Raw genomic sequence first — 26,968 nt, forward strand, 5'->3', positions numbered from 1 at the left:
GCTGGTGGTCATGCAGCGCATATACGGGAGGCTTGCATGCGCAAGGCGAGAACGGAGATGTCGCCACGGGAGCAGGCGGTCGAACTGCTCGCCCGGCGTGAATATGGTCGTCAAGAGCTGGCGACACGGTTGCTGAGCCGGGGGCACGAGCATGATGAGGTCGAAGCGCTGCTGGACGAACTGGCCGAGCAGGGCCTGCAGAGTGATCGTCGCTTCGCCGAGAGCTTTCTGCGTGGACGAGTGCTGCGCGGGCAGGGGCCGGTCAAGATGCTGGCGGAGTTGGGGCAGCGTGGGGTCGACCGGGAGTTGGCCAGAGACGCCCTGAGAGAGATAGAGCAGGAGGAGTCGGTGGACTGGTATCAACTGGCGACCGAGGCCCTCGAGCGTCGATTCGGCAGAGGGCCGGCAAGCGACCCGAAAGAGCGGGCAAGGCGAGAGCGCTTCCTGGCCGGGCGAGGGTTTGATTTTGATCACGTCCGCGAGGCACTGCGCGCCATGTCTCAGGCAGATACCTAGTATCGTTGAAGGCTCATATAAAGCGGTGTGGTTGTCCGCCCATCCCAGGGCTCGTGTGCAGGTGTTTTACGTGACCCACTTTAGTCGCTTGACAACTACGCTATAATGTCCTCTTTTGCGACGGCTCCGGGGTGTGGTGTCATGCCCGGTAGCTGCCGGCGTGCCACGCCAGCTGGCCGGCTCGACGCGCTCTATCGCTCATCGTCACGGGTATTTCATGAAAAGCGCAGATATCAGACAGGCCTTCCTGAGGTTCTTCGAGGAGCACGGTCACACTCGCGTGCCGTCCAGCTCCCTGGTGCCGGGCAACGACCCGACCCTGCTGTTCACCAATGCCGGCATGGTGCCGTTCAAGGATGTGTTCCTGGGGCGTGATCCCCGCGACTATGTCAGGGCCACTTCCTCCCAGCGCTGTGTGCGCGCTGGAGGCAAGCACAATGACCTGGACAATGTCGGCTACACCGCTCGCCATCACACCTTTTTCGAGATGCTGGGCAACTTCAGTTTTGGCGATTACTTCAAGCGTGACGCCATCGGCTTTGCCTGGACCTTTCTGACCGACGTGCTGGGGCTGCCTAAGGAAAAGCTGTGGGTCACGGTGCACATCAGTGATGATGAGGCCGAGCGCATCTGGAAGGACGAGATCGGGATTGATCCCGAGCGCTTCTCCAAGCTGGATGAGGACAACTTCTGGCAGATGGGCGACACCGGTCCCTGCGGGCCCAGCTCTGAGATCTTCTACGACCATGGCCCTGAGGTGTGGGGTGGTCCTCCCGGCAGTCCGGAAGAGGATGGCGACCGTTACATCGAGATCTGGAACCTGGTGTTCATGCAGTTCGATCGTGACGCCAGCGGTGAAATGACCCCGCTGCCCAAGCCGTCCATCGACACCGGCATGGGCCTCGAGCGGATCGCCGCGGTCATGCAGGGCGTGCACTCCAACTACGAGATCGACCTGTTCCAGAATCTGCTCAAGGCCGCTGCAGAGGCTACCGGTACCGACGATCTGGCGTCCCCGTCGCTGCGGGTGATCGCCGATCACATCCGCTCCTGCGCATTCCTGATCACTGATGGCGTGCTGCCTTCCAACGAGGGGCGCGGCTACGTCCTGCGCCGGATCATTCGTCGTGCCATCCGCCACGGGCACAAGCTCGGCGCTCAGGATGCATTCTTCCACCAGCTGGTGGCGGCCCTCGACAGCGAGATGGGCGAGGCCTATCCCGAGCTGCGCAAGGCCCGCGATCAGATCGAGCGCGTGCTGCTCAAGGAAGAAGAGCAGTTTGCGCGCACCCTGGACCACGGGATGGGGCTGCTCGAGCAGGCACTGTCGCAACTGGATGGGGATACCCTGGCCGGTGAGACCGTGTTCAAGCTTTATGATACCTACGGTTTCCCCTACGACCTGACGGCAGACGTGTGTCGCGAGCGTGGCGTGACGCTCGATGAAGAGGGCTTCAACCGTGAGCTGGAGGCCCAGCGCGAGCGTGCCCGTGCCGCCAGCCAGTTTGGAGCCGACTACAGCGCCACTATCGAGCTGGATGGCGCGACCGAATTCACCGGTTATGACCGCCTCGACGACCAGGCGCGCGTGGTCGGGCTTTATGACAGCGAAGGCAATGCTCTGGAGCGGCTGACCCAGGAGCAGTCCGGCGTGGTGGTGCTGGATCGTACCCCGTTCTACGGAGAATCCGGCGGGCAGGTAGGGGATACCGGTTATCTGTCCTTTGGTTCGGGTCGTTTCCTGGTCAAGGATACCCAGAAGCAGTCCGGCCACCACTTGCATCAGGGGATGCTACTGGAGGGTGAGCTGGTCGTGGGCGCAGACGTCACGCCGCAGGTGGATTCCAGCCTGCGTGCCGCTACCGTGCGTAACCACTCGGCCACACACCTGCTGCACAAGGCGCTGCGCCTGGTGTTGGGCGAGCACGTTCAGCAGAAGGGCTCGCTGGTGACGCCGGAGCGCCTGCGCTTCGACTTCAGCCACTTTGAGGCGATGACCGCCGAGCAGCTCAAGGAAGTGGAGCGCCTGGTCAACGAGCAGGTGCTGGCCAATGCACCGACCCGCGTCGAGACCATGACCCTCGATGAGGCGAAGGAGAAGGGGGCCGCGGCGCTGTTCGAAGCCAAGTACGCCGACAGCGTTCGCGTCCTGACCATCGGTGCCGACGATTTCTCGATAGAGCTGTGCGGTGGCACCCACGTGGCGCGTAGTGGCGATATCGGCTGCTGCCATATCGTCGCGGAAAGCGGCATTGCCTCTGGCGTGCGTCGTATTGAAGCGATCACGGGAGAGGGGGCGCTGGCCCACTTCGCCGAGCAGGAGGCGCGCCTGTCGCGGGTGGCCGAGCGCCTCAAGGCCAAGCCTGAACAGCTGGAGGAGCGGGTCGAGAGCTTGGTGGAGCGTAATCGCGGCCTCGAGAAGGAGCTGGAGCGGCTCAAGGCCAAGCTGGCCAGCGCGGCAGGCAGCGACATGCTGGCCAAGGTGGTCGAGGTCAAGGGCGTCAAGGTCCTGTCCACCCGCCTGGAGGGCGTGTCAGGCAAGGAACTCCGCGGCATGCTGGATCAGCTCAAGAACAAGCTGTCCTCAGGCATCGTGGTGCTCGGTGTGGCGGATGAGGCCACTGGCAAGGTCAGCTTGATTGCCGGTGTCACCGATGATCTGACCGCCAAGGTCAAGGCTGGCGAGCTCGTCAATCATGTCGCCAGTCAGGTCGGTGGCAAGGGTGGTGGCCGCGCGGATATGGCACAAGCAGGGGGGAGTGACGTTCAGGCGCTTCCTGGCGCACTGGAGAGTGTGCCCGCCTGGCTCGATGCCAGGTTGTAGCCCCTGCGGGGTCGTGGACTCGAGAGAGTCCACGGCCCTTTTTTCTGTCTGACACAGCGCTGTGCAGATACAGCTTCGCAGAGACAACAGTTTCATTCATTGGAATCCAACGAGCGAGGATGACGGCATATGGCACTATACGTACAGAAGTTTGGTGGGACGTCGGTCGGCTCGGTGGAGCGGATCAAGGCGGTCGCCGAGAAGGTCAAGGGCTTTAGAGATCAGGGCCATCAGGTCGTGGTGGTGGTATCTGCCATGAGTGGCGAGACCAATCGCCTGATCGGTCTGGCCAACGAGATCAACGACGAGCCTACCCCCCGCGAGATGGACATGCTGGTGTCCACCGGTGAGCAGGTGACCATTTCCCTGCTGGCCATGGCGCTACACAAGCTGGAAGTGCCCGCGACGTCCTACACCGGCTCGCAGGTTGGCATCATGACCGACAGCGCTCACACCAAGGCGCGTATCCAGCGTATCGAGACAGATGAGATGCGCGAGGATCTGGATGCCGGGCAGGTGGTAGTCGTTGCCGGCTTCCAGGGCGTCGATGCGGAAGGCAATATCACGACCCTCGGTCGTGGTGGTTCAGATACCACCGGTGTGGCGCTGGCGGCCGCGCTCAAGGCTGATGAGTGCCAGATCTATACCGATGTAGACGGTGTCTATACCACCGATCCCCGCGTCTGCAGCAAGGCCCAGCGCCTGGATGAGATCACCGTGGAAGAGATGCTGGAGCTCGCCAGTCTCGGTTCCAAGGTGCTGCAGATTCGCGCTGTCGAATTCGCCGGTAAGTACAATGTCCCGCTGCGTGTGCTGTCTAGCTTTGAAGACGGCCCCGGCACCCTGATCGTTGCAGACTCTGACCAAGACGAGGATTCCATGGAAGAACCGCTGATTTCCGGTATCGCCTTCACCGCCAATGAAGCCAAGCTGACCCTGCTGCACACTCCTGACGTGCCGGGCGTGGCCTCGCGCATCCTGGGTCCGATTGCCGATGCCAACATTGAAATCGACATGATCGTGCAGAACGTTGCGCCGGCGGGTGACTACACTGACTTCACCTTTACGGTCGCCAAGGGTGATTACAAGCAGACCATGCGCATCCTCGAGCAGCAGGTTATCCCTGATCTGGGCGGCGGTGAGTTGCGTGGAGACGATAACATCGCCAAGGTGTCACTGGTGGGTGTCGGTATGCGCTCTCACGCGGGGGTCGCTTCGAAGATGTTCCGCGTGCTGGCCGAGGAAAATATCAACATCCGCATGGTGTCCACCTCGGAAATCAAGATTTCCGTGGTGATTGACGAGAAGCAGATGGAGCTAGCGGTGCGCGCCCTGCACAAGGCATTTGGTCTCGATAAGGCAGACATCGAGAGCGAATAAATTCCTCGACGCGGCGCACACCATCTACGCTTTAAGGAGTCCCCGGTACCGCTACGGCGGTAGGGGGCTTCCCTTAAACGGCACAATCAGGTGTCATGAGTCGCTAGTGCTCGCCACCAAGAAAGAGGGCACGTCGTTCGGAGACGGGACGGCGTAGCGGCTCACGTAACAAGTCTGAGAAGGAGATCAGTCATGCTTATCCTGACACGCCGCGTCGGCGAAACTCTGATGATCGGTGACGATATCACCGTTACGGTTCTAGGAGTGAAGGGAAACCAGGTGCGTATCGGCGTCAATGCGCCGAAGGACGTTGCTGTACACCGCGAAGAGATCTATCAGCGCATTCAGCGCGAGAAAGCGGATGACGGTAGCGTTGATGACGAGTGACAGCGCAGAGACCTTGCGCAACTTTTTTTGTCACAGGCTGGACAAAGGCCTTAAGTCTCGGTAGGATACGCACCGTGCCGATGAGGGAGAGGTGGCCGAGTGGCTGAAGGCGCTCCCCTGCTAAGGGAGTATGGGGTTTATAGCCTCATCGAGGGTTCGAATCCCTCCCTCTCCGCCATTTGCCTGTCGTGAAGCGAGTAGCGGCAGTCAAAGGTCTTCATGGGTACTGACAAGAAGGCGTATCTGCCGTCTTGTTATCGTAAGTGTGAAACGCGCCCGTAGCTCAGCTGGATAGAGTACCTGACTACGAATCAGGTGGTCGGAGGTTCGAATCCTCCCGGGCGCGCCATACACTTGCACATCGTGGTTTGTGCTGTCCTGATGTCGCCAAGCGCTGCAGGAAAGAATGAGCACATGTCACCTGCAATACGATGTATTGCTCACGCGCCCGTAGCTCAGCTGGATAGAGTACCTGACTACGAATCAGGTGGTCGGAGGTTCGAATCCTCCCGGGCGCGCCAGAATTTCACCCGCTCTCCCCGGAGGGCGGGTTTTCTGTTTGTTACCGTGCTGCGACGGTTCTACATGAGTGTCCTGTTGAGCGCTTGTCGGTCGATGGTGACGTGCACTCGCTTCAGGAGCTAGTGGCAGCGGTCTACTCTCGCGTTTTTTCATGCTGACCGGCTTGCGGGCTCGCCGCCCGGTCGCGATCGTTTGGGCGTCCATCTCTCGATGGACGCCTTTTTTTATGTTCGGCACAAACGGGTGTCAGTCTGCGGCTATCGCCTGTGGTCTGGCGTCTAGTGCCCTATGGCGGGCGGGCAAGCCGGATTCGGGGGTATCCGCGGAGAGACCGGCGATAAAGTCATCGAGATCGGTGATGCGTCTCAGGGCCTTGAAGCGGGCTGCGGACTCCTCGTCGCGGGCTCTCATGTGGTTCATCCACTGCTTTAGTAGTGATACCACCACTTTCGCCGGGAGTATGCTACGCTGCATTGCAGCATATTCCATGAGCACTTGTGCGCGCTGTGCCCAGGTCGTGGCTGGAAGGCGCTCGCCGGTGAGCTGCCAATGTTTCAGGCGCGGGGCGAGGAGGGGGTCGGCGAGGGCGCCGCGGCCCAGCATGACGTCGGTGCAGTCCGACAGGGTGCGAGCCTTCCAGTAGTCTTCGAGGGTGAAGATGTCGCCGTTGGCCACGACCGGGATGCGCAGGCGTTGGCGGATCTTGCCGATCCACTCCCAGTGGGCCGGGGGGCGATAGCCTTCGTCGCGGGTTCTCGCATGGACGACCAGCTGTCTGGCGCCGGCGGCTTCCGCTGCCAGGGCGCAGTCCAGGGCCAGGCGGCGGTGGGAGAATCCGAGCCGGATCTTGGCGGTCACCGGGATGTCCTCGCCGACGGCCCGATGGACTGCGGTGACAGCAGCGGCCAGGCGGTGAGGGTCGCGCATCAGCGACGCGCCGCCGTCGTGGCGGTTGACCAGCTTGGCCGGGCAGCCAAAGTTGAGGTCCAGGCTGATGGCGCCCAGGCGCAGCGCTTGTCGCGCGTTGGCTGCCAGGGCGTCCGGGTCTGAGCCGAGCAATTGCAGGTGTACCGGGATGCGTGACGGCGTAGTGACGCCTTGCGTCGCCAGTTCAGGGCAGTGCTTGTAGAACACTCGGGGCGGCAGGCGTGCGTCAACGACGCGGACAAACTCGGTGACCGTCCAGTCGAAGCCCTGCTGTCGGGTCAGCAGGTCGCGGGTGTTGGCATCAATGACGCCCTCCATGGGCGCCAGCCCTATGCGACCTTCGTCCAACCTATGTCTATGTAGTAAATTAACAACCAAAACTGCTACCTTTAGACCATGGCTATACGCCGGGGGTGTGGCAGGGTATAGCAACAAAAAATATGCGCAAGCCGAATGATCTAGAAAGATCAAGGCAACTTAGTCGTCGTAAAGCGGAGGATCCCGCATGAACGAATCACAGCTTGTTAGCGAGGGTTTATCCCTCATGGCCCTTGGGATGGGCTTCGTTTTTGTTTTTCTTACGGTTCTGGTGGTCACGACGACACTGATGTCGCGTGTCATCGGGCGCTTCTTCCCGGAGCCGGTGGCCGAGGCTTCCGCTCCCCGCTCAAGAGCGGCGCCGACGCAGGACGACACCCTGATGGCGGTAATCGCTGCTGCTGTTCACCGTCACCGCCAAAAGCGATGAGTCTGCCAGGCGCTGTCAGTGGGCCCGTCAAACCACGTTGTTGATGAGCTCCCTCGCACAGTGCCGGCGGCCGTGATTTTCGACGAAAGCGCTTGGTATCGACAAGCCATAATGATAAGGACTCGACCATGAGCGACACTGCACGCCCACTTGGCATCACCGATGTCGTGTTGAGAGACGCACACCAGTCTCTGTTTGCGACCCGTATGCGCATCGATGACATGCTGCCCATCGCCGAGAAGCTCGACAACATCGGCTTCTGGTCACTGGAATCGTGGGGTGGGGCCACCTTTGACGCTTGTATCCGCTATCTCGGTGAGGATCCGTGGGAGCGGATACGGGCGTTGAAGGAGGCCATGCCACGTACTCCACAGCAGATGTTGCTGCGCGGGCAGAATCTGCTCGGCTATCGTCATTACGCCGACGATGTGGTGGATCGCTTCGTCGAGCGCGCCAAGACCAACGGAGTGGACATTTTCCGTGTCTTCGACGCCATGAATGATCCGCGCAACCTCGAGCGTGCGATCAAGGCGGTGAAGGCCAACGACGGCCATGCCCAGGGCACGATCTCCTATACCAAGAGTCCGGTACACACCCTGGACAGCTGGGTAGAGCTGGCGCAGTCGATCGCTGACATGGGGGCCGACTCCCTGGCGATCAAGGACATGGCGGGCTTGCTGACGCCTTACGATGCCTATGAGCTGGTCACCAAGCTCAAGTCGGCGCTGGATATTCGCATTCACCTGCACTGTCACGCCACGACCGGTCTATCGTCGGCGACGGCCCTGAAGGCGGCTGAGGCGGGTGTCGATAACGTCGATACGGCCATTTCTTCCATGTCCATGACCTACGGTCACAGCCCCACTGAATCCTTGGTGGCCATGCTCAAGGGAACCGACCGCGATACCGGCCTTGATCTTGAAGCGCTCGAGGACATTGCGGCCTACTTCCGCGAAGTGCGCAAGAAGTACGCCGCCTTTGAAGGTTCTCTCAAGGGCATTGACTCACGCATTCTGGTGGCTCAGGTGCCCGGTGGCATGCTGACCAACATGGAGAGCCAGCTGAAAGAGCAGGGTGCGGGTGACCGGCTCGACGATGTACTCAACGAGATTCCGCGGGTGCGCGAAGACCTGGGCTTCATTCCTCTGGTGACGCCGACTTCACAGATTGTGGGCACCCAGGCGGTCATGAACGTGATGATGGGGGAGCGGTACGCCTCTATCTCCAAGGAGGTGCAGGCACTGCTGAAAGGGGAGTACGGTGCTGCGCCTGCGCCCTTCGAGCGAGACCTGCAGCAGCGTGTGCTGGAGGGCGCCTCGCCGATGACCGAGCGTCCGGCGGATCGCCTTGAGGCGGAGATGCCGCGCCTGACCGAGGAGCTGCTTGCCAAGGCCAAGCAGGATGGCATTCGCCTGGCCGACGGGGAGCAGCAGGTCGATGATGTGCTGACCTATGCACTGTTCCCGCAGATCGGTCTCAAGTTCTTGAAAAACCGGGACAACCCAGACGCCTTTGAGCCTGCTCCCGAAGCCGAGACGGCGCCGGCCGCAACAGCGCCCGCGGCCAATGCTCCGGCCAAGTCGGCGGTTCAGTCCGGTGGTTCAGACACCTACACCGTCACCGTCAATGGCACCGCCTACGTGGTCGAGGTTGCCGAAGGGGGAGATATTTCCCAGGTTCAGCCTGCAGCAGCGTCCGCTACGCCAGCTCCGGCGCCCGCCGCTGGCGGCGAGGCCTCATCCGGAGCCACGGTGCAGGCGCCGCTGGCGGGCAACATCTTCAAGGTCAACGTCAAACCCGGTGATAGCGTGGCGGAGGGCGACGTGGTGATCATCCTTGAAGCGATGAAGATGGAAACAGAGGTACGCGCTGCGTCGTCGGGAACCGTGTCCGATGTGAAGGTGGCTGAGGGTGACAGCGTCGCTGTCGGTGATGTACTGGTAGTGCTCTAAGGACGGGTCATGGAGAAGATACTGACGCTCTGGTACGGCTCCGGCCTGTATAACCTGACGCTCGGCCAGGCGGTGATGCTGGTGGTGGGTCTACTGCTGCTGTGGTTGGCCGTCGCCAAGAAGTTTGAGCCGCTGCTGCTGGTGCCGATTGGTTTTGGTGGGATTCTCGCCAATATTCCCGAGGCGGGTCTGGCGCTGTCCGCGGCAGAGCAGGCCGCTCATCTGGGTCGCCCTGAACTGCTGGCGCAGATGGCTCAAGCCTTGGGGATCAGCTTGCCCACCGGTGCTGAGCTGGATATCTGGCGCCACACCCTGTCTGACGCGCTGCACGGGGACATGTCCCCGGCGCTGATTCGCGCGGCCAACGATGTGGCCATGGACGGTGGCTATGCCCACGGCATGTTGTTCCAGTTCTACAACGTGGCGATTGCCTCAGGTATTGCGCCTCTGGTGATCTTCATGGGGGTGGGGGCGATGACCGATTTCGGCCCGCTCCTGGCCAACCCTCGCACCCTGTTTCTCGGTGCTGCGGCCCAGTTCGGAATCTTTGCCACCCTGTTGGGGGCGGTAGCGATGACGGCGATGGGGTGGATGGATTTCAGCCTCAATCAGGCCGCTGCGATCGGCATCATCGGCGGCGCCGATGGGCCGACGTCGATCTACGTGTCGAGCATTCTGGCACCGGAACTGCTGGGTGCCATCGCCGTGGCGTCCTATTCCTACATGGCGCTGGTGCCGTTGATTCAGCCTCCGATCATGAAGGCGTTGACGACGCAAAAGGAGCGTAGCATCGCCATGACCCAGCTGCGCCCGGTGTCGAAGCTCGAGAAGATCGTGTTTCCTCTGGCGCTGTTGATTCTGGTGGTGCTGTTCTTGCCCGACGCTGCACCCCTGTTGGGCATGTTCTGCTTCGGCAACCTGATGCGCGAATGTGGCGTCGTCGAGCGTCTGTCGGATACAGCACAGAATGCGCTGATCAACACGGTGACCATCTTTCTGGGGCTGTCGGTGGGCTCCAAGCTGATGGCCGACCGTTTCCTGGCGGTGGAAACCTTGGGCATCCTCGGTCTTGGTATGGTGGCCTTTGCCATTGGCACGGCGTGCGGTGTGCTGATGGCGAAGTTCATGAACCTGGTGAGCAAGCACCCGATCAATCCGTTGATCGGCTCTGCCGGCGTGTCGGCGGTACCCATGGCGGCGCGGGTGTCCAACAAGGTCGGGCTCGAGTCCAATCCTCACAACTTCCTGCTGATGCATGCCATGGGACCAAACGTGGCAGGCGTCATTGGTTCCGCGGTGGCGGCTGGGGTGATGATCAAGTACCTCGGATAGGTTCCAGCACTACGCCATATGCCCAGGGTCGGCGTGACGTCTGATCCTGGCAGCCACATGCGGCGCCCCTACTGAAAGGTGGGGGCGCCGCATGCTTTTGCCATTCAGCTGCATCGGGCACGTCATCCGCTCAACATCGAATCGCCACGCTTCTGTCATGCTCGCTTCCTAGTCTGACGTTCGACACGTCAGGGGGAATGCGCATGATCGATGTAGAGAAGGCTCTGCTGGCCAAGGCGCCGAAGGTCGGGGGCTGGCCTCGTTGGGGACGACAGCTGTTGATGTCCGGCCTCAAGCGTCTGGTACACGAGCGTGAGATCAATGCCTTCCTCAAGCAGCATCGGCGTGCCGGTGGGCTCGAGTTTATCGATGCGGTGCTTGATCACCTGAATTTCGGCTATTCGCTGTCGTCGCGAGATCGAGACAACATACCGGTGGCCGGTCGGGTCGTCATCGTGGCCAATCATCCACTGGGCGCCCTTGATGGCCTTGCCCTGGTGCGCATGGTGGCGGACGTGAGGCCGGATGTAAAAATCATCGCCAACGACCTGCTGATGCAGCTGTCTCCCCTGGCGCCGCTGCTGTTGCCGGTGGACAACCTGTCTCGCCGCGGTTTCCGCAAGAGCCTGCAGGGTATCGTCGACGCCCTGGACGATGAGCAGGCAGTGATCGTGTTTCCCGCGGGGGAGGTCTCTCGGGCAGGTCCTGGAGGCATCCGGGATGGCAACTGGCTGTCCGGTTTCCTGCATGCGGCGCGGCGCACCAACGCGCCAATCCTGCCGGTGCATGTGGGCGGCAGAAACTCTCCGCTGTTCTACTCCCTGACGTCGCTGTACTCCCCGCTGGGGACCTTGCTGCTACCCAACGAGATGTTTCGCCAGCAGGGGCGCCATATCACGATCAAGATCGGCGGCGAAATTCCGCTGGCTCGGTTTGATCGAGACGACCTGGCGACTCAGGCGAAGCTGAAGCTGCTGCGCAAGCATATCTATCGGTTGGGGCGCGGCAAGAAGGGGGTGTTTGTCAGCGAGGCGGGGATCGCGCATCCCGAGAACCGCCAGCACCTGCGCGAAGAGCTGGCGCAGGCCGAGGTGCTGGGTAAGACCCCGGATGGCAAGCAGATTCTGTTGTTTGAGCACCAGCCAGATTCCGCCGTCATGCGGGAAATCGGACGGCTGCGGGAGATTGCCTTTCGCCGTGTCGGTGAAGGGACGGGCAAGAAGCGCGACCTGGACGAATACGACGAGCACTATCGTCATCTGGTGCTGTGGGATGACCGCGATCTGGAAATCGCCGGGGCCTACCGCTTGGGGGATGTGGGCCACATCCTCGACAGCATCGGCATCGAGGGGCTTTACAGTGCGACCATCTTTCACCTCGACCAGGCGCCCTGGGAGCAGTGGCGCCATGGGCTGGAACTGGGCCGCAGTTTCGTCCAGCCACGCTACTGGGGACGGCGCAGTCTGGATTACCTGTGGCACGGGTTAGGCGCCTATCTTCGCCACCATCCAGAGGTGCGCTGGATGTTTGGCCCCGTCACCATACCCAACCATTTGCCACCCCTGGCCAAGGACCTGCTGGTCAGCTACTACCGGCACTACCATGCCGATGGCGACAGCCTGATTCGGGCCAAGGCGGTCTGCCCACTGTCCCGCGCCGGACGCGAAGAGGCGGATCGCCTGTTTGATGGCAATGATGTGGCAGAGGATTTCTTGCGCCTCAAGGCCGCGCTTCAGACCATGGGGGCGGGTGTGCCCGCACTCTACAAGCAGTATGTTGATGTCGCTGAGCCTGGCGGGGTGTCGTTCAAGGCCTTTGGCGTCGACACGGCGTTTGGCTACTGCATCGACGGCCTGGTGGTGGTGGATGTGGCGCGGCTCAAGGCGGACAAGCGCAAGCGCTACATCGGGGCTGCATCAGCCCCTGCCCATGCATAGGCGTGTCACCACCTTGGTGTGCCAACACGAGGTGTGCATAGGTTGGGTGTGCACGTATGAGGGGCGCATGCGTGGGCAAATGGATAGGGCGCGTTGACAGGGCATGAGCCAAACCGTCGGACGGCGAGGGGCCTAGGCCGTGTCGTTTTGCTCGTTGTTCAGGTCGTCGTCCCGGGCAATGGCGATGCGTCCCTTGAGGCGGGTGCTCAACTCACTCAGGTCCACGGGCGCTTCAGTGGGCCAGCCCAGGGTCAGACTGACGCCTTCGGCCGCGTAGTCGACCGCGTCGACAGGAATGTGCCGGGACTCACACCACTGGCGCGCGTCGGCTTCGCCCGCAAAGTCGACCTGGATACGCACCTGGCGGCGCTCAACGCATTCGCGCCTGGGCAGTGTCTCCAGGGCCTTGACCAGGGCCTGGGTGTACGCCCGCGCCAGTCCGCCAGTGCCCAACTTGGTGCCGCCAAAGTAGCGAATCACCACCGCCGCGGTCTGGCCGATTCCGTCACCCTCCAGCGCCTGGAACATGGGACGTCCCGCGGTGCCGCCTGGCTCGCCGTCGTCGGAAAAGCCGATGTGGACCTGCTCGCCGGGAGGGCCAGCCAGATAGGCGCTGCAGTGGTGGCTGGCATTGGGGTGCTGTCGCCGGGCCTCGGCCAGCAGCACATTGAAAGCGTCCACATCAGGGGCGTGAGCCACCCAGGTGATGAAGCGGCTTTTTTCCACCTCAATTTCCGCCACGTGCCATTCGCCTGCCGCGAGATCCGGTATCGGGTAGCGCATCAGGCAACCAGTTCTGCCTGGCGAGCCACGCCCATCACCAGTCCAAGCACCCGAATGTCACTGTTTTTCAGGTAGATGGGCGGCATAGTCTCGTTGGCGGGCTGAAGCCGCACGCCATTCTTCTCGATGTACAGCTTTTTCAGGGTGACCTCCTGGTCATTGATCATCACCACCGCGGTTTCGCCGTTCTCGGCGCTTTCCTGGCGTTCGATAATGATCACATCGCCGTCGAAGATATTGCAATCGATCATCGAGTTGCCGCACACCTTCAGCGCGTAGGTGTTGCGACGCACCATGCGCGAAGGCACCTGCAGAGTCGCGTTGTCGAGGCAGGCTTCGATGGGCATCCCGGCGGAGACATGTCCCAGCAGGGGGATGTCCACCAGCGCATCGGGGGTGTCAATGGGCTCCCAGCTGTCGGCGATGGGCAGGTTGGGCAGGCGTTGAAGGAACTGGCAGGTCGCGATATCCATGGCACGGTGTCTCCCTGGTGGTAAGGGTCGGGCTGTCACGGGTACGGAAGTGCGGCGCGGGCTGGGCTCCGGCGGCGGGTCATACTGGATACTGTCGATTCATACAGTACACGAGAAAGATAGCAGGGCCTAGCGTTCGCGCAAGTGCCATGGATCAACGAAAGGTGCATTGGCTGTGCGATTGCGCTGGTACGGGGGGCCGGCTGTCTGGTTCGGATGTGGCAATCGGTGTAAAGTCTGTGCGTGTTTTCCCCCTCTCGGTCCTGGCAGTGGAGTGCCCTTTGCGTCTGTGTCTTGAAGCCCGACAACTGGCCTGTGAGCGCGACGGTCGCTGGCTGTTTCATGGGCTCGACCTCATTCTCGGGGCAGGCGACGTTCTGCGGATCGAGGGCCCCAACGGCAGCGGCAAGACGACGCTGCTGAAGGTGCTGTGCGGCCAGATCAGTGACGTGGAAGGGCAGGTGTTATGGGACGGCAGAGCGCTGCCCAAGGCACGCGCCGACTTGCTGGCCAATCTGCTCTACCTTGGCCACGCGCCGGGTATCAAGGCCCACCTGACGGCGATGGAAAACCTGCGCTGGTATCAGGCCTTGGCAGGTCACCGATGTAGCGATCGCGAGCTTGGCGCGGCACTGGCCGAGGTCGGCCTGGCGGGCTTCGAGGATGTGGTGGCCTCCCAGCTGTCAGCTGGACAGCAACGCCGAGTGACCTTGGCCCGCCTTGTGCTCAGTCGTCATCCACTGTGGATTCTGGATGAGCCTTTCACGGCCATTGACGTCGATGGCGTGTCGGCGCTGGAGCAGCGTCTGGTCGAGCACGCCGGCCGGGGCGGTGCCGTACTGGTCACCACCCATCATGCCCTGGCCAATGTGCCTGGTCTGCGCAGGCTGTCCCTGTCAGGCCCAGCCCGGGAGGTGGCATGAGCGCTTGTTCCACTGACGTCGAGCCCGCGGTGGTGGCGGTCAAGGAGGCCGGCGCGGGGCTGGGAATGGCGCTATGGGCGACCTTTCAGCGAGATCTCGTCGGCGTGGCCAGGCGTCCCGCTGACGCGCTAACCCCGCTGGTGTTCTTCGCCATGGTCATCACCTTGTTTCCCCTGGGAATTTCACCGGAACCGGAGCGTCTGGCCTGGATAGCCCCCGGCGTGCTGTGGGTGGCGGCTTTGCTGTCCGCGCTGCTGTCGCTGGATGGATTGTTCCGCGCGGATTATGAAGACGGCACGCTGGAGCAGCTGTTGCTGGCTCCCCACCCGCTGTCACTGTTGGTGGTGGCGAAGGTGCTGGTGCACTGGCTGACCACAGGTCTGCCGCTGGCACTGATGGCCCCGTTGCTGGGAGTACTGCTGGCCTTGCCCCAGGGCAGCTACCTGGCCTTGAGTGTCACCCTGGCCGTGGGCAGCGGCTGCATCAGCCTGATCGGGGCCATTGGCGCCGGATTGACGGTAGGGTTGGCCCGCGGAGGCATGCTGTTGTCGCTGTTGGTGCTGCCATTGTTCATGCCGGTCCTGATCTTCGGTACAGGAGCCATGGGGGCGGCGCTGTCGGGGGGCGAGTGGCTGCCTCACCTGGCGGTGATCGGCGCCATGCTGGCGCTGGCACTGGCCAGTGCACCGTTGGCGATTGCCGCGTCACTGCGCATCAGCGTGTATGGCTGATGCGCTGATGTCGGCGTCACGATTTCACGCTTGATCGAGGTACAACGCTCATGTGGGCCTTCTTTCACAAACTGGGGTCGCCGCGCTGGTTCTACGGCATCGCGGCCAGGCTGGCACCATGGTGCTGGGGCCTGGCGCTGGCGTTGATTGTGGTGGGTAGCGTCTGGGGGCTGGCGTTTGCGCCATCCGACTACCAGCAGGGCAACAGCTTTCGCATCATCTACGTCCACGTGCCGGCGGCGTTTCTGGCCCAGTCGATCTTTATCGCCTTGGCCGCGTCAGGCTTCGTGTTCATGGTCTGGAAGGTCAAGATCGCCGACATGGCCGCGGCGATGATGGCGCCCCTGGGCGCCGCCATGACCGCGATTGCGCTGCTGTCAGGCTCCGTCTGGGGCAAGCCGACCTGGGGCACCTGGTGGCAGTGGGACGCGCGCCTGACCTCGATGCTGATTCTGCTGTTCCTGTACGTGGGCGTGATGTTGATCCGGCGCGCCTTCCCGCGTCCACTTAGCGGCTCGAAGGCGGCCTCGGTGCTGGCCATGGTCGGGGTAATCAACATTCCGATTATCAAGTACTCGGTGGAGTGGTGGAACACGCTGCATCAGCCGGCCAGCTTCACCCTCACCGAACGGCCGGCCATGCCTACCGAGATGTGGCTACCGCTGTTGATCATGGTGCTCGGTTTCTATGCTTTTTTTGCCGCTTTCACCCTGACCCGCACGCGCTCTGAAATTCTACGCCGCGAAGGCAGCAAGCGCTGGGTCAAGGAGCTGTTCAAGGAGGATGCGTGATGGCATTCGAATCATTGGCTGAGTTGTGGCAGATGGGCTCCCATGGCCCCTACGTCTGGACGGCCTGGGGTGCCACCCTGGGGGTGCTGCTGCTTAGCGTGTTGCTGGTATGTGGTGAAAGTCGTGACGTTCGGCGCACCCTGCGTCGTCGACTCAGGCGAGAAGGCGCCGCGGCGCTGAAGTCCACGGAGGGTCGCCATGAGGGCTAAGCGTCGAAATCGGATGTTGCTGGTGCTCGGGCTGGTGGCGCTGTGTGCGGTGGCGGTGGGGCTGACGCTGTATGCGTTGCGCTCCAATATCAATCTCTTCTTCAGTCCAGTGCAGATTGCCGCGGGAGAAGCTCCCGTCGACCGCCAGCTGCGGGCCGGAGGCATGGTCAAGGAGGGCAGCGTGCGGCGTGATAGCGACAGCCTGGACGTCAGCTTCGTGGTCACTGACTATGTCGACGACGTTGAAGTGCGCTACAGCGGCATCCTGCCGGACCTGTTTCGCGAAGGGCAGGGGGTCGTGGTGGTCGGTAAATTGACCGGTGATGGCATCATCGCTGCCGACAAGGTACTGGCGAAGCACGACGAGAACTACATGCCGCCCGAGGTTGCCGAGGCGCTTGAAAAGGCCGGCTATTCGCCCGCCGACTACAAGCAAGCCGCGCCGGGGTCCCCCCAGTGACGCACAGACCGGGCAGACCAAGGTGATGTCATGCTGATCAAGATGATCCCCGAGATCGGACACTATGCGCTGGTTATCGCGCTGTTGATGGCAGTGGTGCAAGCGGTGCTGCCTCTGGCGGGGGCTGCCACGCGACGTCCCTTGTGGATGGCGTATGCCAGGCCCATGGCGGCCGGCCAGCTGGCCTTTCTGCTGATCGCCTACGGCTGCCTGACAGCCAGCTACCTGCTGGATGACTTCAGCGTGGTCAACGTGGCCAACAACGCCAATTCGTTGCTGCCCTGGTATTACAAGTTCAGCGCGGTGTGGGGCAACCACGAGGGCTCGGTCCTGCTGTGGAGCCTTATCCTGGGAATCTGGACCTTCGCGGTCGGTTGCTTCTCGGGTCGCCTGCCGCCTGACATGGTGGCGCGGGTGCTGGGAGTGATGGGACTGGTCAGCGTCGGCTTTCTGGCCTTCGTGCTGATCACGTCCAACCCATTCGAGCGCTCGCTGCCCAATATTCCGGCGGACGGTGCAGACCTCAATCCGTTGCTGCAGGACGTCGGCCTGATCATCCATCCGCCGATGCTGTACATGGGCTATGTCGGTTTCAGCGTGGTCTTTGCCTTTGCCATTGCGGCCCTGCTGGGGGGGCGTCTCGACAGCGCCTGGACCCGTTGGGTGAGACCCTGGACCAACATCGCCTGGGCTTTCCTCACGGTCGGCATCGCCCTCGGCAGCTGGTGGGCGTACTACGAATTGGGCTGGGGCGGCTGGTGGTTCTGGGACCCGGTGGAAAATGCCTCCCTGCTGCCGTGGCTGGCCGGCACTGCGTTGATCCATTCGCTGGCGGTGACCGAAAAGCGCGGGACCTTCAAGAGCTGGACGGTGCTGCTGGCGATCACCACCTTCTCGCTATCGTTGATGGGGACCTTTCTGGTCCGCTCCGGCGTTCTGACCTCGGTCCATGCCTTTGCCAATGATCCGTCGCGGGGACTGTTCATCCTGGTCCTGCTGGGTATCACCGTCGGCCTGTCGTTGCTGATCTTTGCTCTGCGTGCGCCGCGGGTCAGCCAGCCAGGCGGATTCAATTGGCTGTCTCGGGATGCGCTGTTGCTGGTCAACAATATCCTGCTGGTGGTGATGACGGTGACGGTGCTGCTCGGCACGGTCTATCCGCTGCTGCTGGATGCGCTGAACCTCGGCAAGATCAGCGTGGGGCCGCCTTACTTCAATGCCTTGTTCGTGCCGTTGACGGTATTGCTATGCGTGTTCATGGGACTGGGGCCCAGCGCCCGCTGGAAGCGCATGAGTGGTCGCGAGCTGCTGTCGCGGCTGTGGCTGGCGGGAGCCGCTGCGCTGGTCATTGGCGTGCTGGCACCGCTCGCCTATACCGGGGCATGGAATCTCAAGGCGTCCATTGGCCTGGTGGCAGCCCTGTGGCTGGTGCTGTCGCTGGCACGGGACCTGTGGGACAAGACCTCCCGCGGCGCTTCCCGACGCCAGGCAGTGATGCGCCTGACGCCAGCTTACTGGGGTATGGTGCTGGGCCACCTAGGCCTCGCGGTCACGATTGTCGGTGTCGCTCTGGTCTCCAACTATTCGGTGGAGCGCAATGTGCGGATGAATGTCGGCGATAGCGTCGATGTCGCTGGCATCCGTTTCCACATGACCGCTCTGGATGAGCGCAGGGGGCCCAACTTTGTCTCCGATGCTGCGACCATCGAAGTGACCCGCCAAGGCGCCACGCGGAGCTTCGAGATGCATCCAGAAAAGCGCCTCTATATTGCCAGGGGGATGCCGATGACCCAGGTCGCGCTGCGTCCGGGACTGTTCCATGACCTGTATGTGGCCATGGGCGAAGAGCTCGACGATGGCAGCTGGGCGCTGCGGGTGCAGATCAAACCCTTTGTTCGCTGGCTGTGGCTGGGGGCGTTGCTGATGGCGGCAGGCGGCATGATGGCCGTGGCGGACCGTCGCTATCGACGCCAGCTCAGCACCCGTGCACCTGAGCGCGAGTCGAGCAGTGCGGCCAGCTCCGGCGTGGTCAGCGCCAGTCAGGTCACCTCCAAGGAAGTGCGGGCATGAAACGACGGCTACTACTATTGGTGCCACTGGTGCTGTTTCTGGTGTTGGGAGCCTTCCTGTATCAGGGGCTGTCGATCAACCCCTTCGACAGAGAGTCGGCGCTGATGGCGCGCGAGTTTCCCGCCTTCGAGCTGACCACGCTGGATAATCCCCAGCAGCGCGTGGATGAAGGGGATATCAAGGGAGAGGTGACCTTGGTCAACGTGTGGGGCAGCTGGTGTCCCACCTGTCGTCAGGAAATGCCGCAGCTTCTGGACCTGGCGGACCGAGGCGTGCGCTTGATCGGTGTCGACTACAAGGAGACCGCTGCCAGCGATGCGGAAAAGCGCGCGCAGGGCCAGGCGTTCCTGACCCAGTTCGGTAACCCTTTTGCCTTCAACGTGTTTGATCCACTGGGCAGCCTGGGCTTTGATCTCGGCGTTTACGGGGCTCCCGAGACGTTTCTGGTAGACGCAGACGGTATCATTCGCTACCACCACACCGGTTACATCACTGCTGATGACGTGGAGAGCATCATTATGCCGGAGGTGGAGAAATGGCGCTGAAGGCACCTTCGCAAGGGCACCCTTGGCTGGCCAGCGTGCTGCTGTTGACGGGCTGGCTGCTGGCCCTGCCGGTAATGGCAGAAGCGATTGAAGTGCGTCGCTTTGAAAGTCCGGTGACGGAGCAGCGCTATCAGTCGCTGACGGCGACCTTGCGCTGCCCCAAGTGCGAGAACCAGGCCATTGGAGACTCCAACTCGCCGATTGCCGCGGACATGCGTGACAAGGTCTATGAACAGCTGAATGACGGCAGGTCTGACAAGGAAATTATCGACTTCATGGTCCAGCGGTTTGGCGACTACGTGCTCTACAACCCCCGGCTGGAAGGTCGCACCCTGCTGCTGTGGGGGCTGCCTGGGGCGTTGGTGGTGGTCGGCGGGCTGGCGCTGTGGGCCATCATTCGCTCTCGCCGTCGGGTGAGTGTCCGGCAGCTGTCTGCCGAAGAGCAGGCCCGTCTGGACGAACTGATTGATCGAGAGAGACGCTCATGACGCTGCTGTGGCTCGCCTTTGCCCTGTTACTGTTACCGGCTGCCTGGCTGCTGATCCTGCCTCTGCGGCGAGCGGCGTCTCTGGAGCAACGTCAGCGCGAGCTGGAAGCCAACGACGATGCGGCTGCCCAGAATGTCGCGGTGTATCGCCGCCGCCTGGCCTCGCTTGAAGCCGCCAGGTCTCGCGGCGACATTGACGCTACCCGTTTCGATGAGGATGTCAGCGAACTGAAGCGAGCGCTGCTCGACGATACCGAACGGCTAAAGCGGGCTCCGCTCAAGTCAGCGGGATCGGGCAAGCTGGCGATTCCCGTGGTGCTGCTACTGGTCATCGTGACCAGTGTGGTGTGGTACCAGCGCGAAGGTGCCGAAGGCGATCTGGTGCTTTATCACACCATCGAAGAGGTGCGTAACGACCCCGCGGCCAGCCTGGCGCTGATGCTGGAGCGCCTCGAGGCCCAGGCCGAGCGCCAGCCCGACAATCCCCGCGTGTGGCAAACCCTCTATCCCCTCTACCGAGATAGCGGCGCCTACCGCGAGGCCGGTCAGGCCATCGAGCGGGTGCTGGCGCTGGAAGGGCGCTCCCCCTGGTGGCTTGGTGAGCTGGCCAAGATGGAGTACTTCACCAACGAAGGGCGGTTGAACGAGCGTATCCTGGCGCTTTCACGGGAGGCCAGTCGTGAGGCGCCGAACCTGCCCTCCGCCATGTGGTTCTTGGGAGTCGAGGCCTTTCAGCAGGATGATTATCAGGCGGCCCTGGGGTACTGGCGCAGAGGACTTTCCGCCGCAGACGGCTCCCCCCTGCAGGAAGCCATGCGGCAGGGCTTGGCCCAGGCGGAGCAACGTCTCGCTCCGGCGGGTCAGCACGCCATTCGCATTCGCCTGTCGCTGGCACAGGCGCTGAAGAGCGACCGGCTGCCCCCATCCACCACCGTGTTCGTGGTGGCCCGTGACAGCGACGGCAAGCTTCCTCCTCTGGCGATCCAGCGCCTGACCCTGGCCGAGCTGCCAGCGAGCATTACCCTGGATGCCGGTGATGCCATGTCGCCGATGGCCAGCCTGGAGGATGTCGACCAGGTACGCCTGTTGGCACGGGTCTCACCCAGCGGTCAGGCGCAGCCGCAGCCCGGTGATCTGATGGGACAGCGCGAAGGGGTTGCAGTGGGGGCCTCGGATCAGGATCCTGTCACGCTTGTCATCGATCAAGTGATTGAATAACCCATGCGTCTGACGTCGATCCGGCTGGCCGGCTTCAAGTCTTTTGTCGACCCGGTCACGGTGCCCTTCGACAGCAACATGACCGCGATCGTCGGTCCCAATGGCTGCGGCAAGTCGAACATCATCGATGCCGTGCGCTGGGTCATGGGGGAATCCTCGGCCAAGACCCTGCGCGGCGAGTCGATGACCGACGTCATCTTCAATGGCTCCACTGGGCGCAAACCCGTGGGCATGGCATCCATCGAACTGACGTTCGATAACTGTGACGGGACCATGGGGGGCGTCTACGCCCAGTACGCCGAAATATCGGTCAAGCGTCAGGTCACGCGTGACGCCCAGTCCAGTTACTTCTTCAACGGCCAGAAGTGCCGTCGCCGCGATATCGCCGATCTGTTCCTGGGGACCGGCCTTGGTCCCAGATCCTACGCCATCATCGGCCAGGGAATGATCTCGCGGCTGATCGAAGCTCGCCCCGAGGAGCTGCGTTCTACCCTCGAAGAGGCGGCCGGCATCTCCAAGTACAAGGAACGACGACGCGAGACGGAAAATCGCATGCGTCGGACCCAGGAAAACCTGGATCGTCTGGACGATATTCGGGAAGAGCTCGACAAGCAGCTCGAGCGACTCAAGCGACAGGCAGAAGCCGCCAAACGGTATCAGTCGCTCAAGCAGGAAGAGCATCGGGTCAAGGGGGAGCTGGCGCTGTTGCGGGGGCGTGCCCTGCGAGCCGCCCAGACCGAGCAGGACAGTCGAGTACGCGAGCTGGAAACCGCCGTCGAGCGCGAGGTGCTGGGCATGCGCCAGTGCGAGACGCGCCTGGAAGAGGCGCGTGCCGAGCACGACGGCCTGGCCTCTGAGCTGGACCAGCGTCAGGCGAGGTTCTACGAGACCACCACCGCCATCGCTAGATTGGAACAGGAGCTCGAGCATACCCGCACCCGGGATCAACAGCTCGCCCGAGATCTTGAGAGTGCCAGGCGCGAGCTAGGTGAGCTGGATCGCCTGGGGGAGACCGACAGCGAACGTCTGGCGGCCCTGGATGACCGGCTAGAGACACTGGGACCCGAGCAGGAAGAGTTGGCCGAACAACTGGCCGAGCTCGAGGCAGCGCTGGAGGAAGCCGAGCCCGCGGTAGAAGACGCCGATGCCGAGTGGGAAGCGTTCAACGAACGCTGGCGTGGGGACAGTCATGAGGCCGAGCGTACCCAGGATCGGCTGCGCGAACTGGAGGCGCGGCTGGAGCGAATCGCTGGCGATCAGACCAAGCGGCGTCAGCAGCTGGGTGAGTTGCCCGACCTGTCCGAACTGAGTGCTCAGCGCGACGAAGTGCGTGCGCAGCTGTCCGAGCACGACGCCCGCGCCCAGGAGCTCGAGCAACGTCGAGAGAGTGTCAGTGAGCAGCGTGACGTCAGTCGCCGCCAGATCGCCGAGCATGATGCCTCCCGGGAGCAGGCTCGCTCACGCCACAGCGCCCTGACCGGTGAAATCGCCTCGCTGGAGGCATTGATCGAGGCCGCCCTGGCCGACCACGACGAAGGGCTCGATCGCCATCTCGCCGCCCATCAGCTTGACCAGGCCCCGCGCCTGGGCGAGCAGTTGGTGGTCGAGCCCGGCTGGGAAGAGGTGGTGTCATGGGTGCTGGCGCCCTGGCTCAAGGCTCGGCTAGCGCCCGACAGCAGCCTGCGCAATGCCCTGGGCGAGCCCCTGGACGCGGAACTCGCCTTGCTGTCGCCTGCCTCCCCAGGGTCGCCCCCGGGCGATAGCCTGGCAGCCAAGGTGTCCGGCGCCGGTGCCGCGGCCAGCTGGCTGTCGCGAATTCGCTGCGTCGAGTCCCGCGACGCCGCTTGGCAGGCTCGGTCCCAGCTTGATCCCGGCGACAGCCTGATGTCGGCTGACGGTCTGTGGCTAGGACCTGACTGGGCGCGCCAGCGCGGTCACGGGGAAGGCCCTGACGCGTTGCTGGTCAGTCGCGCACGGCTGAGTGAGGCCAGCGAGTCGTTGGCGCAGGAAGCGCAGCGGTTGGAGGCGCTGGACGAGGCACGGGAAGGCGCCCAGCAGGCCATGGACCAGGCCGAGCACGAGCTTGAGCAGCTGCGTCTTGCCGAGCGCGAGCTCGACCAGCAGCGGCAGCAGCTGGCGGTTCAGGACAGTGGCCTGGCCAGCCGGCTGGAGCACCTTTCACGTCGGGGTGCGGAGATCCACGAAGAGCTGGAAGGACTCAGTGAGGCAGATGAAGAGGCGCGGCTCGCCATCGAGGAAATGCGCGAGCAGTGGCAAACGGCGATGGCCCGCCTCGAAGACGGCGCCAGCGTACGCGAGCGCCTCGAGCGCTCCCGCAGCGAGGCCCGCGAGCGTCTCGCCACGTTGCGTGCTCGCCAACGCCCGCTGGCCGAACGAGCTCAGCAACTGACGCTGGAGCACCAGCGGCTGACCACCGAAAGAGCCGGCCTGGCCGAGCAGCAGGGCCGTGCGGGGGATACCCGTGCACGCCTGGAAGAGCGTGTGGCAGAGCTTGAAGAGGCCCGCGAAGGCCTGCATGAGCCTGATGAAGAGCGTCGTGAGCAACTGGATGAGTTGCTGCATCGGCGTGAGCAGGAGGAGCGTCAGCTCAACGAGTCCCGGGCCAGAGCGGCCGCGCTGGTCGAGCGCCTGAGGGATGACGAGCAGGCGCGACAGACCCATGAACGTAACCTGGACGGGGTTCGTGAGCGGTTGCAGGAAGCGCGCATGCAAGTGCAGGCGCTGGCGCTGAAGGCCGAGACCCAGGACGAACAGCTCAAGGAGCTGGGGCACGATGCGGCGGCATTGACCGAGCAGCTCGACCCGAATGCCACCGAATCGGCCTGGCAGACCCGGTTGGAAGAGCTGGGTGAGAAGATCCGGCGGCTGGGTGCCATCAACCTGGCGGCCATCGAGGAGTACGAGCAGCAGGCCGAGCGGCGCGACTATCTGGAGGCGCAGCAGGCCGAGCTGAATGAAGCGTTGGAGACACTGGACAAGGCGATTCGGCGCATTGACCAGGAGACCCGTGCCCGTTTCCGCGATACCTTCGAGCGGGTCAACGCCGGGCTGCAGTCTCTTTTTCCGCGAGTCTTTGGGGGCGGAGCCGCATGGTTGACCCTGACAGGCGAGGATTTGCTGGAGACCGGGGTGGCGATCATGGCACGACCACCGGGCAAGAAGAACAGCACCATTCATTTGCTGTCAGGGGGAGAAAAAGCCCTCACCGCGCTGTCGATGGTATTTGCGATCTTCCAATTGAATCCGGCACCGTTCTGCATGCTGGATGAAGTGGATGCACCTCTGGACGATGCCAATGTTGGCCGCTATGCCAAGTTGGTGAAGGAGATGTCCGACAGCGTGCAGTTTATCTATATCACCCATAACAAGATCGCCATGGAAGCCGGGGAACGATTGATGGGTGTCACCATGCAGGAGCCCGGTGTCTCTCGTCTGGTGTCTGTTGGCGTTGACGAAGCTGCGGCTTTGGCAGAAGCATGATGCACTTTTAAGGCGGTTATAATAGGGTGTCCCAATAAGACCATGATGCTGCATGGCAAGGTAAGCAAAGGGAGTTGGAAGGGCGAATGCGAAGGGCATTGTCGAGAAGAGCGGAAAAAATCCGACGCTTGACAAACAAAAAAGTGGCCCTTTTTTTCGCAATCACGCTATGCTGTTGACGGACAACCATCAGGCATGGCGCCTTAGCAAAGGCATGACGACCCATGGAACTAAGAGAGTGGCTGATCATTCTGGGGCTGGCACTGGTGACCCTCATCGTTATCGATGGGGCGCGTCGCCTGCAGCGCCAACGTCGCACTCCCCGCCTGGATGAGGTGCAGGGAGACGTTCTCGATGACGCTGGCTTGGATCGAAGCCAGGCACAGGAGGCCGCCGTTGCGGGCCATCCTGGCGTCAATGTGTCCGCCAGACGTGACACAGTAGACGGGGGCTCTGATCTGGATGACCCCGACGAGAGAGCGCGCGAGGAAGAAATCAATTGGGAGCTGCCCAACGGAGGGGCTCGGGTGATCAAGCCCGCCGATTTCTCCAGTGTGCAGCCCAAACCCAAGCTTGAGCGCCAGGAGCATCCTGGACCTTCTCGGGTATTGTCCGAATTCCGCTCCAGTCAGGCCCACCGTGGTAGGGCTGGGGTGACGACTGCTGAAGCGCCTGCGGCTGGGGTTGAAGAAAAAGCGCCTGCGGCCGGGGTTGACGCTGAGGTTAAAAGGTCAGCGCCCGCGGCTGGTGTTGAAACGACAGCGCCTGCGGCTGGGGTTGAGAGGAAAGCGCCCGCGGCCGGGGTTGACGCCGAGGTTGAAACGACAGCGCCTGCGGCTGAGGTTGAGAAGAAAGCGCCCGCGGCGGGTGTTGAAGAGAAAGCGCCTGCGGCCGGGGTTGAAGAAAAAGCGCCTGCGGCTGGTGTTGAAGAAAAAGCCCCGGCGCCCGCTATTCCGAGCGAGGCCCCAGAAGCGTCAGAGGCTCCACCCGCCAACACCCCGAGCGTTGCCGAGACACCGGCGGCGCACGTGGACGCAGAAGCGGCTGGTCCGGCCGATGCTGGGGATCGTCGCGAGCCGGTGCTGTCTGCCACCGCTGACGCTACCGACACCACTGGTGAAGCTGGCGTCAAGGGTGCAGAAGAGCGCACCGCAAGACGTGACCCGAACGCCATGCACCTGGCTGCCGATCCTGAAGATCATGAAGACTTCGACGAAGATCAGTATCGCCTGGTCGACTTCGAGGGCATGGGTGACTCGCTCAAGGATCGCTCACGCCGCATGGGAAGCTCCATGCAGCGCTTTGGCGCCTCGTTGCAGAAGAGCGTCAGCGAGCGCCGCGAACGGCGTGAACAGCAGAAAGCGGAAAAGGCCCGCCTCAAGGCTGAGCAGAAAGCAGAAGCTGCCAAGCGCAAGGCCGAGCAGGATGCCGAAAACGCCGCCAAGCGGGAACGCGAGCAGGCAGAGCGACAGCACCTGGCCGCAGAGCGGGAAGCTGCGCTGAAGCAAGCCGAGCGTCAGCGGGAAACAGCCGAGCGCGAGCGGATAATAGCCGAGCGCCAGCGGTCAACAGCCGAGCACGAGCAGACGCTCCAGGCCGCCCACCAGGCACCAGCGGCCGAGCCGCGCTGGGAAGCAGAGGTTCCCGAGCCCGAGTTTGACGTCGAGGATGGTAGTGGGTATGCCGCTTACGACGAAGGTTTCGATAGCGGGCACGGCGGCAAGGTACGCCCGCATCCTGTGCTGGAAAAGGCGCTTCGTCATGATGTCAATGCCGAGCACGCCCGCGACAGTCTCAGCAACGCCGAGGAAATCATCGTCATCAGCGTCATGTCCCGTGACGAGAACGGCTTCCCCGGCACGACGCTGCTAGAGCTGATGATGGCCTGCGGCCTGCGCTACAGTCGTGAGATGGGGATCTTCCACCGGTTCGAGACCGAGGACGAGGGCAGCGCCCTGCAGTTCTCCATGGTGAACGTGCTCAAGCCGGGCACCTTCCCGATCGAGGCGATGGACGACTTCACGACCCCGGGTATCACCCTGTTGATGCCGCTACCCAGCGCCAAGGACAGCTCGGCTGCCTTTGAGGCCATGGTCGAGACCGCCATGGTGATCGTGCGCCACATGGGGGGCGAGCTGAAGGATGAAAACCGCAGCGTCATGACCGCTCAAACCGTGGAGTTCGCTCGTCAGCGCGTGCAGGAGTTCGAGCGCAGGCATCGTCTGCATCGCTACCAGGTCAACTGAGGGGAA

Annotated in this window: 22 protein-coding genes and 3 tRNA genes; 22 read left to right on the forward strand and 3 right to left on the reverse strand. The window is 62.7% G+C overall.

All coding sequences use genetic code 11. The features are described 5' to 3' along the window. Positions 1–36 precede the first annotated feature (36 nt). The 7 genes from KUV72_RS00435 (at position 37) to KUV72_RS00465 (ending at position 5,628) form a co-directional block, all read left to right on the forward strand. On the forward strand, positions 37–516 hold the full coding sequence (locus KUV72_RS00435) for a regulatory protein RecX (protein WP_222237074.1): 480 nt from the start codon (positions 37–39) through the stop codon (positions 514–516). Between the two features lie 217 nt (positions 517–733). Then, positions 734–3,340 carry an alanine--tRNA ligase gene (alaS, locus tag KUV72_RS00440; RefSeq protein WP_222237075.1) on the forward strand — a complete coding sequence of 869 codons (2,607 nt, stop codon included), beginning with the start codon at positions 734–736 and terminating at the stop codon, positions 3,338–3,340. A 129-nt stretch (positions 3,341–3,469) separates the two neighbouring features. Next, positions 3,470–4,720 (forward strand): aspartate kinase, encoded by a 1,251-nt coding sequence (locus tag KUV72_RS00445; protein ID WP_206940185.1) that lies wholly within the window; start codon positions 3,470–3,472, stop codon positions 4,718–4,720. Between the two features lie 192 nt (positions 4,721–4,912). Continuing rightward, the gene (gene csrA, locus KUV72_RS00450) at positions 4,913–5,107 is read left to right on the forward strand and encodes a carbon storage regulator CsrA (RefSeq protein WP_206940183.1); all 195 of its coding nucleotides are present in this window, start codon (positions 4,913–4,915) and stop codon (positions 5,105–5,107) included. 85 nt (positions 5,108–5,192) lie between these two features. After that, a tRNA-Ser gene (locus KUV72_RS00455) sits at positions 5,193–5,285 on the forward strand. Positions 5,286–5,379: 94 nt separating this feature from the next. Beyond that, positions 5,380–5,456: transfer RNA gene (locus KUV72_RS00460), tRNA-Arg, on the forward strand. A gap of 95 nt (positions 5,457–5,551) precedes the next feature. Beyond that, positions 5,552–5,628, forward strand: a tRNA-Arg gene (locus KUV72_RS00465). 247 nt (positions 5,629–5,875) lie between these two features. Here KUV72_RS00465 and KUV72_RS00470 read toward each other — a convergent pair. After that, positions 5,876–6,874, reverse strand: coding sequence for a tRNA dihydrouridine synthase (locus KUV72_RS00470; protein ID WP_222237076.1), 999 nt, complete (start codon positions 6,872–6,874; stop codon positions 5,876–5,878). Between the two features lie 187 nt (positions 6,875–7,061). On the opposite strand from KUV72_RS00470, the gene KUV72_RS00475 reads away from it, so the two are divergent. From KUV72_RS00475 to KUV72_RS00490, 4 genes are all read left to right on the forward strand, one after another. Further along, the gene (locus KUV72_RS00475) at positions 7,062–7,304 is read left to right on the forward strand and encodes an OadG family transporter subunit (RefSeq protein ID WP_206940179.1); all 243 of its coding nucleotides are present in this window, start codon (positions 7,062–7,064) and stop codon (positions 7,302–7,304) included. A 128-nt stretch (positions 7,305–7,432) separates the two neighbouring features. Further along, positions 7,433–9,256 carry a sodium-extruding oxaloacetate decarboxylase subunit alpha gene (oadA, locus tag KUV72_RS00480; RefSeq protein WP_222237077.1) on the forward strand — a complete coding sequence of 608 codons (1,824 nt, stop codon included), beginning with the start codon at positions 7,433–7,435 and terminating at the stop codon, positions 9,254–9,256. A gap of 9 nt (positions 9,257–9,265) precedes the next feature. Beyond that, the gene (locus tag KUV72_RS00485) at positions 9,266–10,588 is read left to right on the forward strand and encodes a sodium ion-translocating decarboxylase subunit beta (RefSeq protein ID WP_206940175.1); all 1,323 of its coding nucleotides are present in this window, start codon (positions 9,266–9,268) and stop codon (positions 10,586–10,588) included. A 203-nt stretch (positions 10,589–10,791) separates the two neighbouring features. Next, complete coding sequence (locus tag KUV72_RS00490) at positions 10,792–12,525, forward strand: lysophospholipid acyltransferase family protein (protein WP_206940173.1); 1,734 nt, start codon at positions 10,792–10,794, stop codon at positions 12,523–12,525. 132 nt (positions 12,526–12,657) lie between these two features. On the opposite strand, the gene KUV72_RS00495 is transcribed toward KUV72_RS00490, so the two are convergent. Both KUV72_RS00495 and lexA read right to left on the reverse strand, forming a co-directional pair. Continuing rightward, positions 12,658–13,308 (reverse strand): IMPACT family protein, encoded by a 651-nt coding sequence (locus tag KUV72_RS00495; protein ID WP_222237078.1) that lies wholly within the window; start codon positions 13,306–13,308, stop codon positions 12,658–12,660. Next, complete coding sequence (lexA, locus tag KUV72_RS00500) at positions 13,308–13,781, reverse strand: transcriptional repressor LexA (protein ID WP_206940169.1); 474 nt, start codon at positions 13,779–13,781, stop codon at positions 13,308–13,310. The genes KUV72_RS00495 and lexA overlap by 1 nt, the downstream gene beginning before the upstream one ends. A gap of 281 nt (positions 13,782–14,062) precedes the next feature. Between lexA and ccmA the strand changes: the two genes are divergently transcribed. From ccmA to zipA, 11 genes are all read left to right on the forward strand, one after another. Then, a complete protein-coding gene (gene ccmA / locus KUV72_RS00505; protein ID WP_206940167.1) occupies positions 14,063–14,704 on the forward strand; it encodes a cytochrome c biogenesis heme-transporting ATPase CcmA in 642 nt (213 codons plus the stop codon). After that, positions 14,701–15,435: a heme exporter protein CcmB gene (gene ccmB, locus KUV72_RS00510; RefSeq protein ID WP_261317271.1), complete on the forward strand. Its 735-nt coding sequence runs from the start codon at positions 14,701–14,703 to the stop codon at positions 15,433–15,435. Before ccmA ends, ccmB begins: the two co-directional genes overlap by 4 nt. 50 nt (positions 15,436–15,485) lie before the next feature. Beyond that, complete coding sequence (locus KUV72_RS00515; RefSeq protein ID WP_222161601.1) at positions 15,486–16,226, forward strand: heme ABC transporter permease; 741 nt, start codon at positions 15,486–15,488, stop codon at positions 16,224–16,226. Continuing rightward, positions 16,226–16,435: a heme exporter protein CcmD gene (gene ccmD / locus KUV72_RS00520; RefSeq protein WP_206940163.1), complete on the forward strand. Its 210-nt coding sequence runs from the start codon at positions 16,226–16,228 to the stop codon at positions 16,433–16,435. The genes KUV72_RS00515 and ccmD overlap by 1 nt, the downstream gene beginning before the upstream one ends. Further along, entirely contained in the window at positions 16,425–16,895 is a 471-nt protein-coding gene (ccmE, locus tag KUV72_RS00525) for a cytochrome c maturation protein CcmE (protein ID WP_206940161.1), read from the forward strand. Before ccmD ends, ccmE begins: the two co-directional genes overlap by 11 nt. A gap of 30 nt (positions 16,896–16,925) precedes the next feature. Then, positions 16,926–18,965, forward strand: a complete 2,040-nt coding sequence (locus tag KUV72_RS00530; protein ID WP_315857830.1) for a heme lyase CcmF/NrfE family subunit — start codon at positions 16,926–16,928, stop codon at positions 18,963–18,965. Further along, positions 18,962–19,510, forward strand: a complete 549-nt coding sequence (locus tag KUV72_RS00535) for a DsbE family thiol:disulfide interchange protein (protein WP_206940160.1) — start codon at positions 18,962–18,964, stop codon at positions 19,508–19,510. Before KUV72_RS00530 ends, KUV72_RS00535 begins: the two co-directional genes overlap by 4 nt. Then, positions 19,501–19,998, forward strand: a complete 498-nt coding sequence (locus KUV72_RS00540) for a cytochrome c-type biogenesis protein (RefSeq protein WP_222237079.1) — start codon at positions 19,501–19,503, stop codon at positions 19,996–19,998. The genes KUV72_RS00535 and KUV72_RS00540 overlap by 10 nt, the downstream gene beginning before the upstream one ends. After that, positions 19,995–21,215 carry a c-type cytochrome biogenesis protein CcmI gene (ccmI, locus tag KUV72_RS00545; protein WP_222237080.1) on the forward strand — a complete coding sequence of 407 codons (1,221 nt, stop codon included), beginning with the start codon at positions 19,995–19,997 and terminating at the stop codon, positions 21,213–21,215. The genes KUV72_RS00540 and ccmI overlap by 4 nt, the downstream gene beginning before the upstream one ends. A 3-nt stretch (positions 21,216–21,218) precedes the next feature. Next, positions 21,219–24,716 (forward strand): chromosome segregation protein SMC, encoded by a 3,498-nt coding sequence (gene smc, locus KUV72_RS00550; RefSeq protein ID WP_222237081.1) that lies wholly within the window; start codon positions 21,219–21,221, stop codon positions 24,714–24,716. Between the two features lie 224 nt (positions 24,717–24,940). Next, positions 24,941–26,962, forward strand: a complete 2,022-nt coding sequence (gene zipA, locus KUV72_RS00555) for a cell division protein ZipA (protein ID WP_222237082.1) — start codon at positions 24,941–24,943, stop codon at positions 26,960–26,962. Positions 26,963–26,968: the final 6 nt, after the last annotated feature.

Source organism: Halomonas sp. DP4Y7-1, assembly GCF_019800705.1.
GTDB classification, from domain to species: Bacteria; Pseudomonadota; Gammaproteobacteria; order Pseudomonadales; family Halomonadaceae; genus Halomonas; species Halomonas litopenaei_A.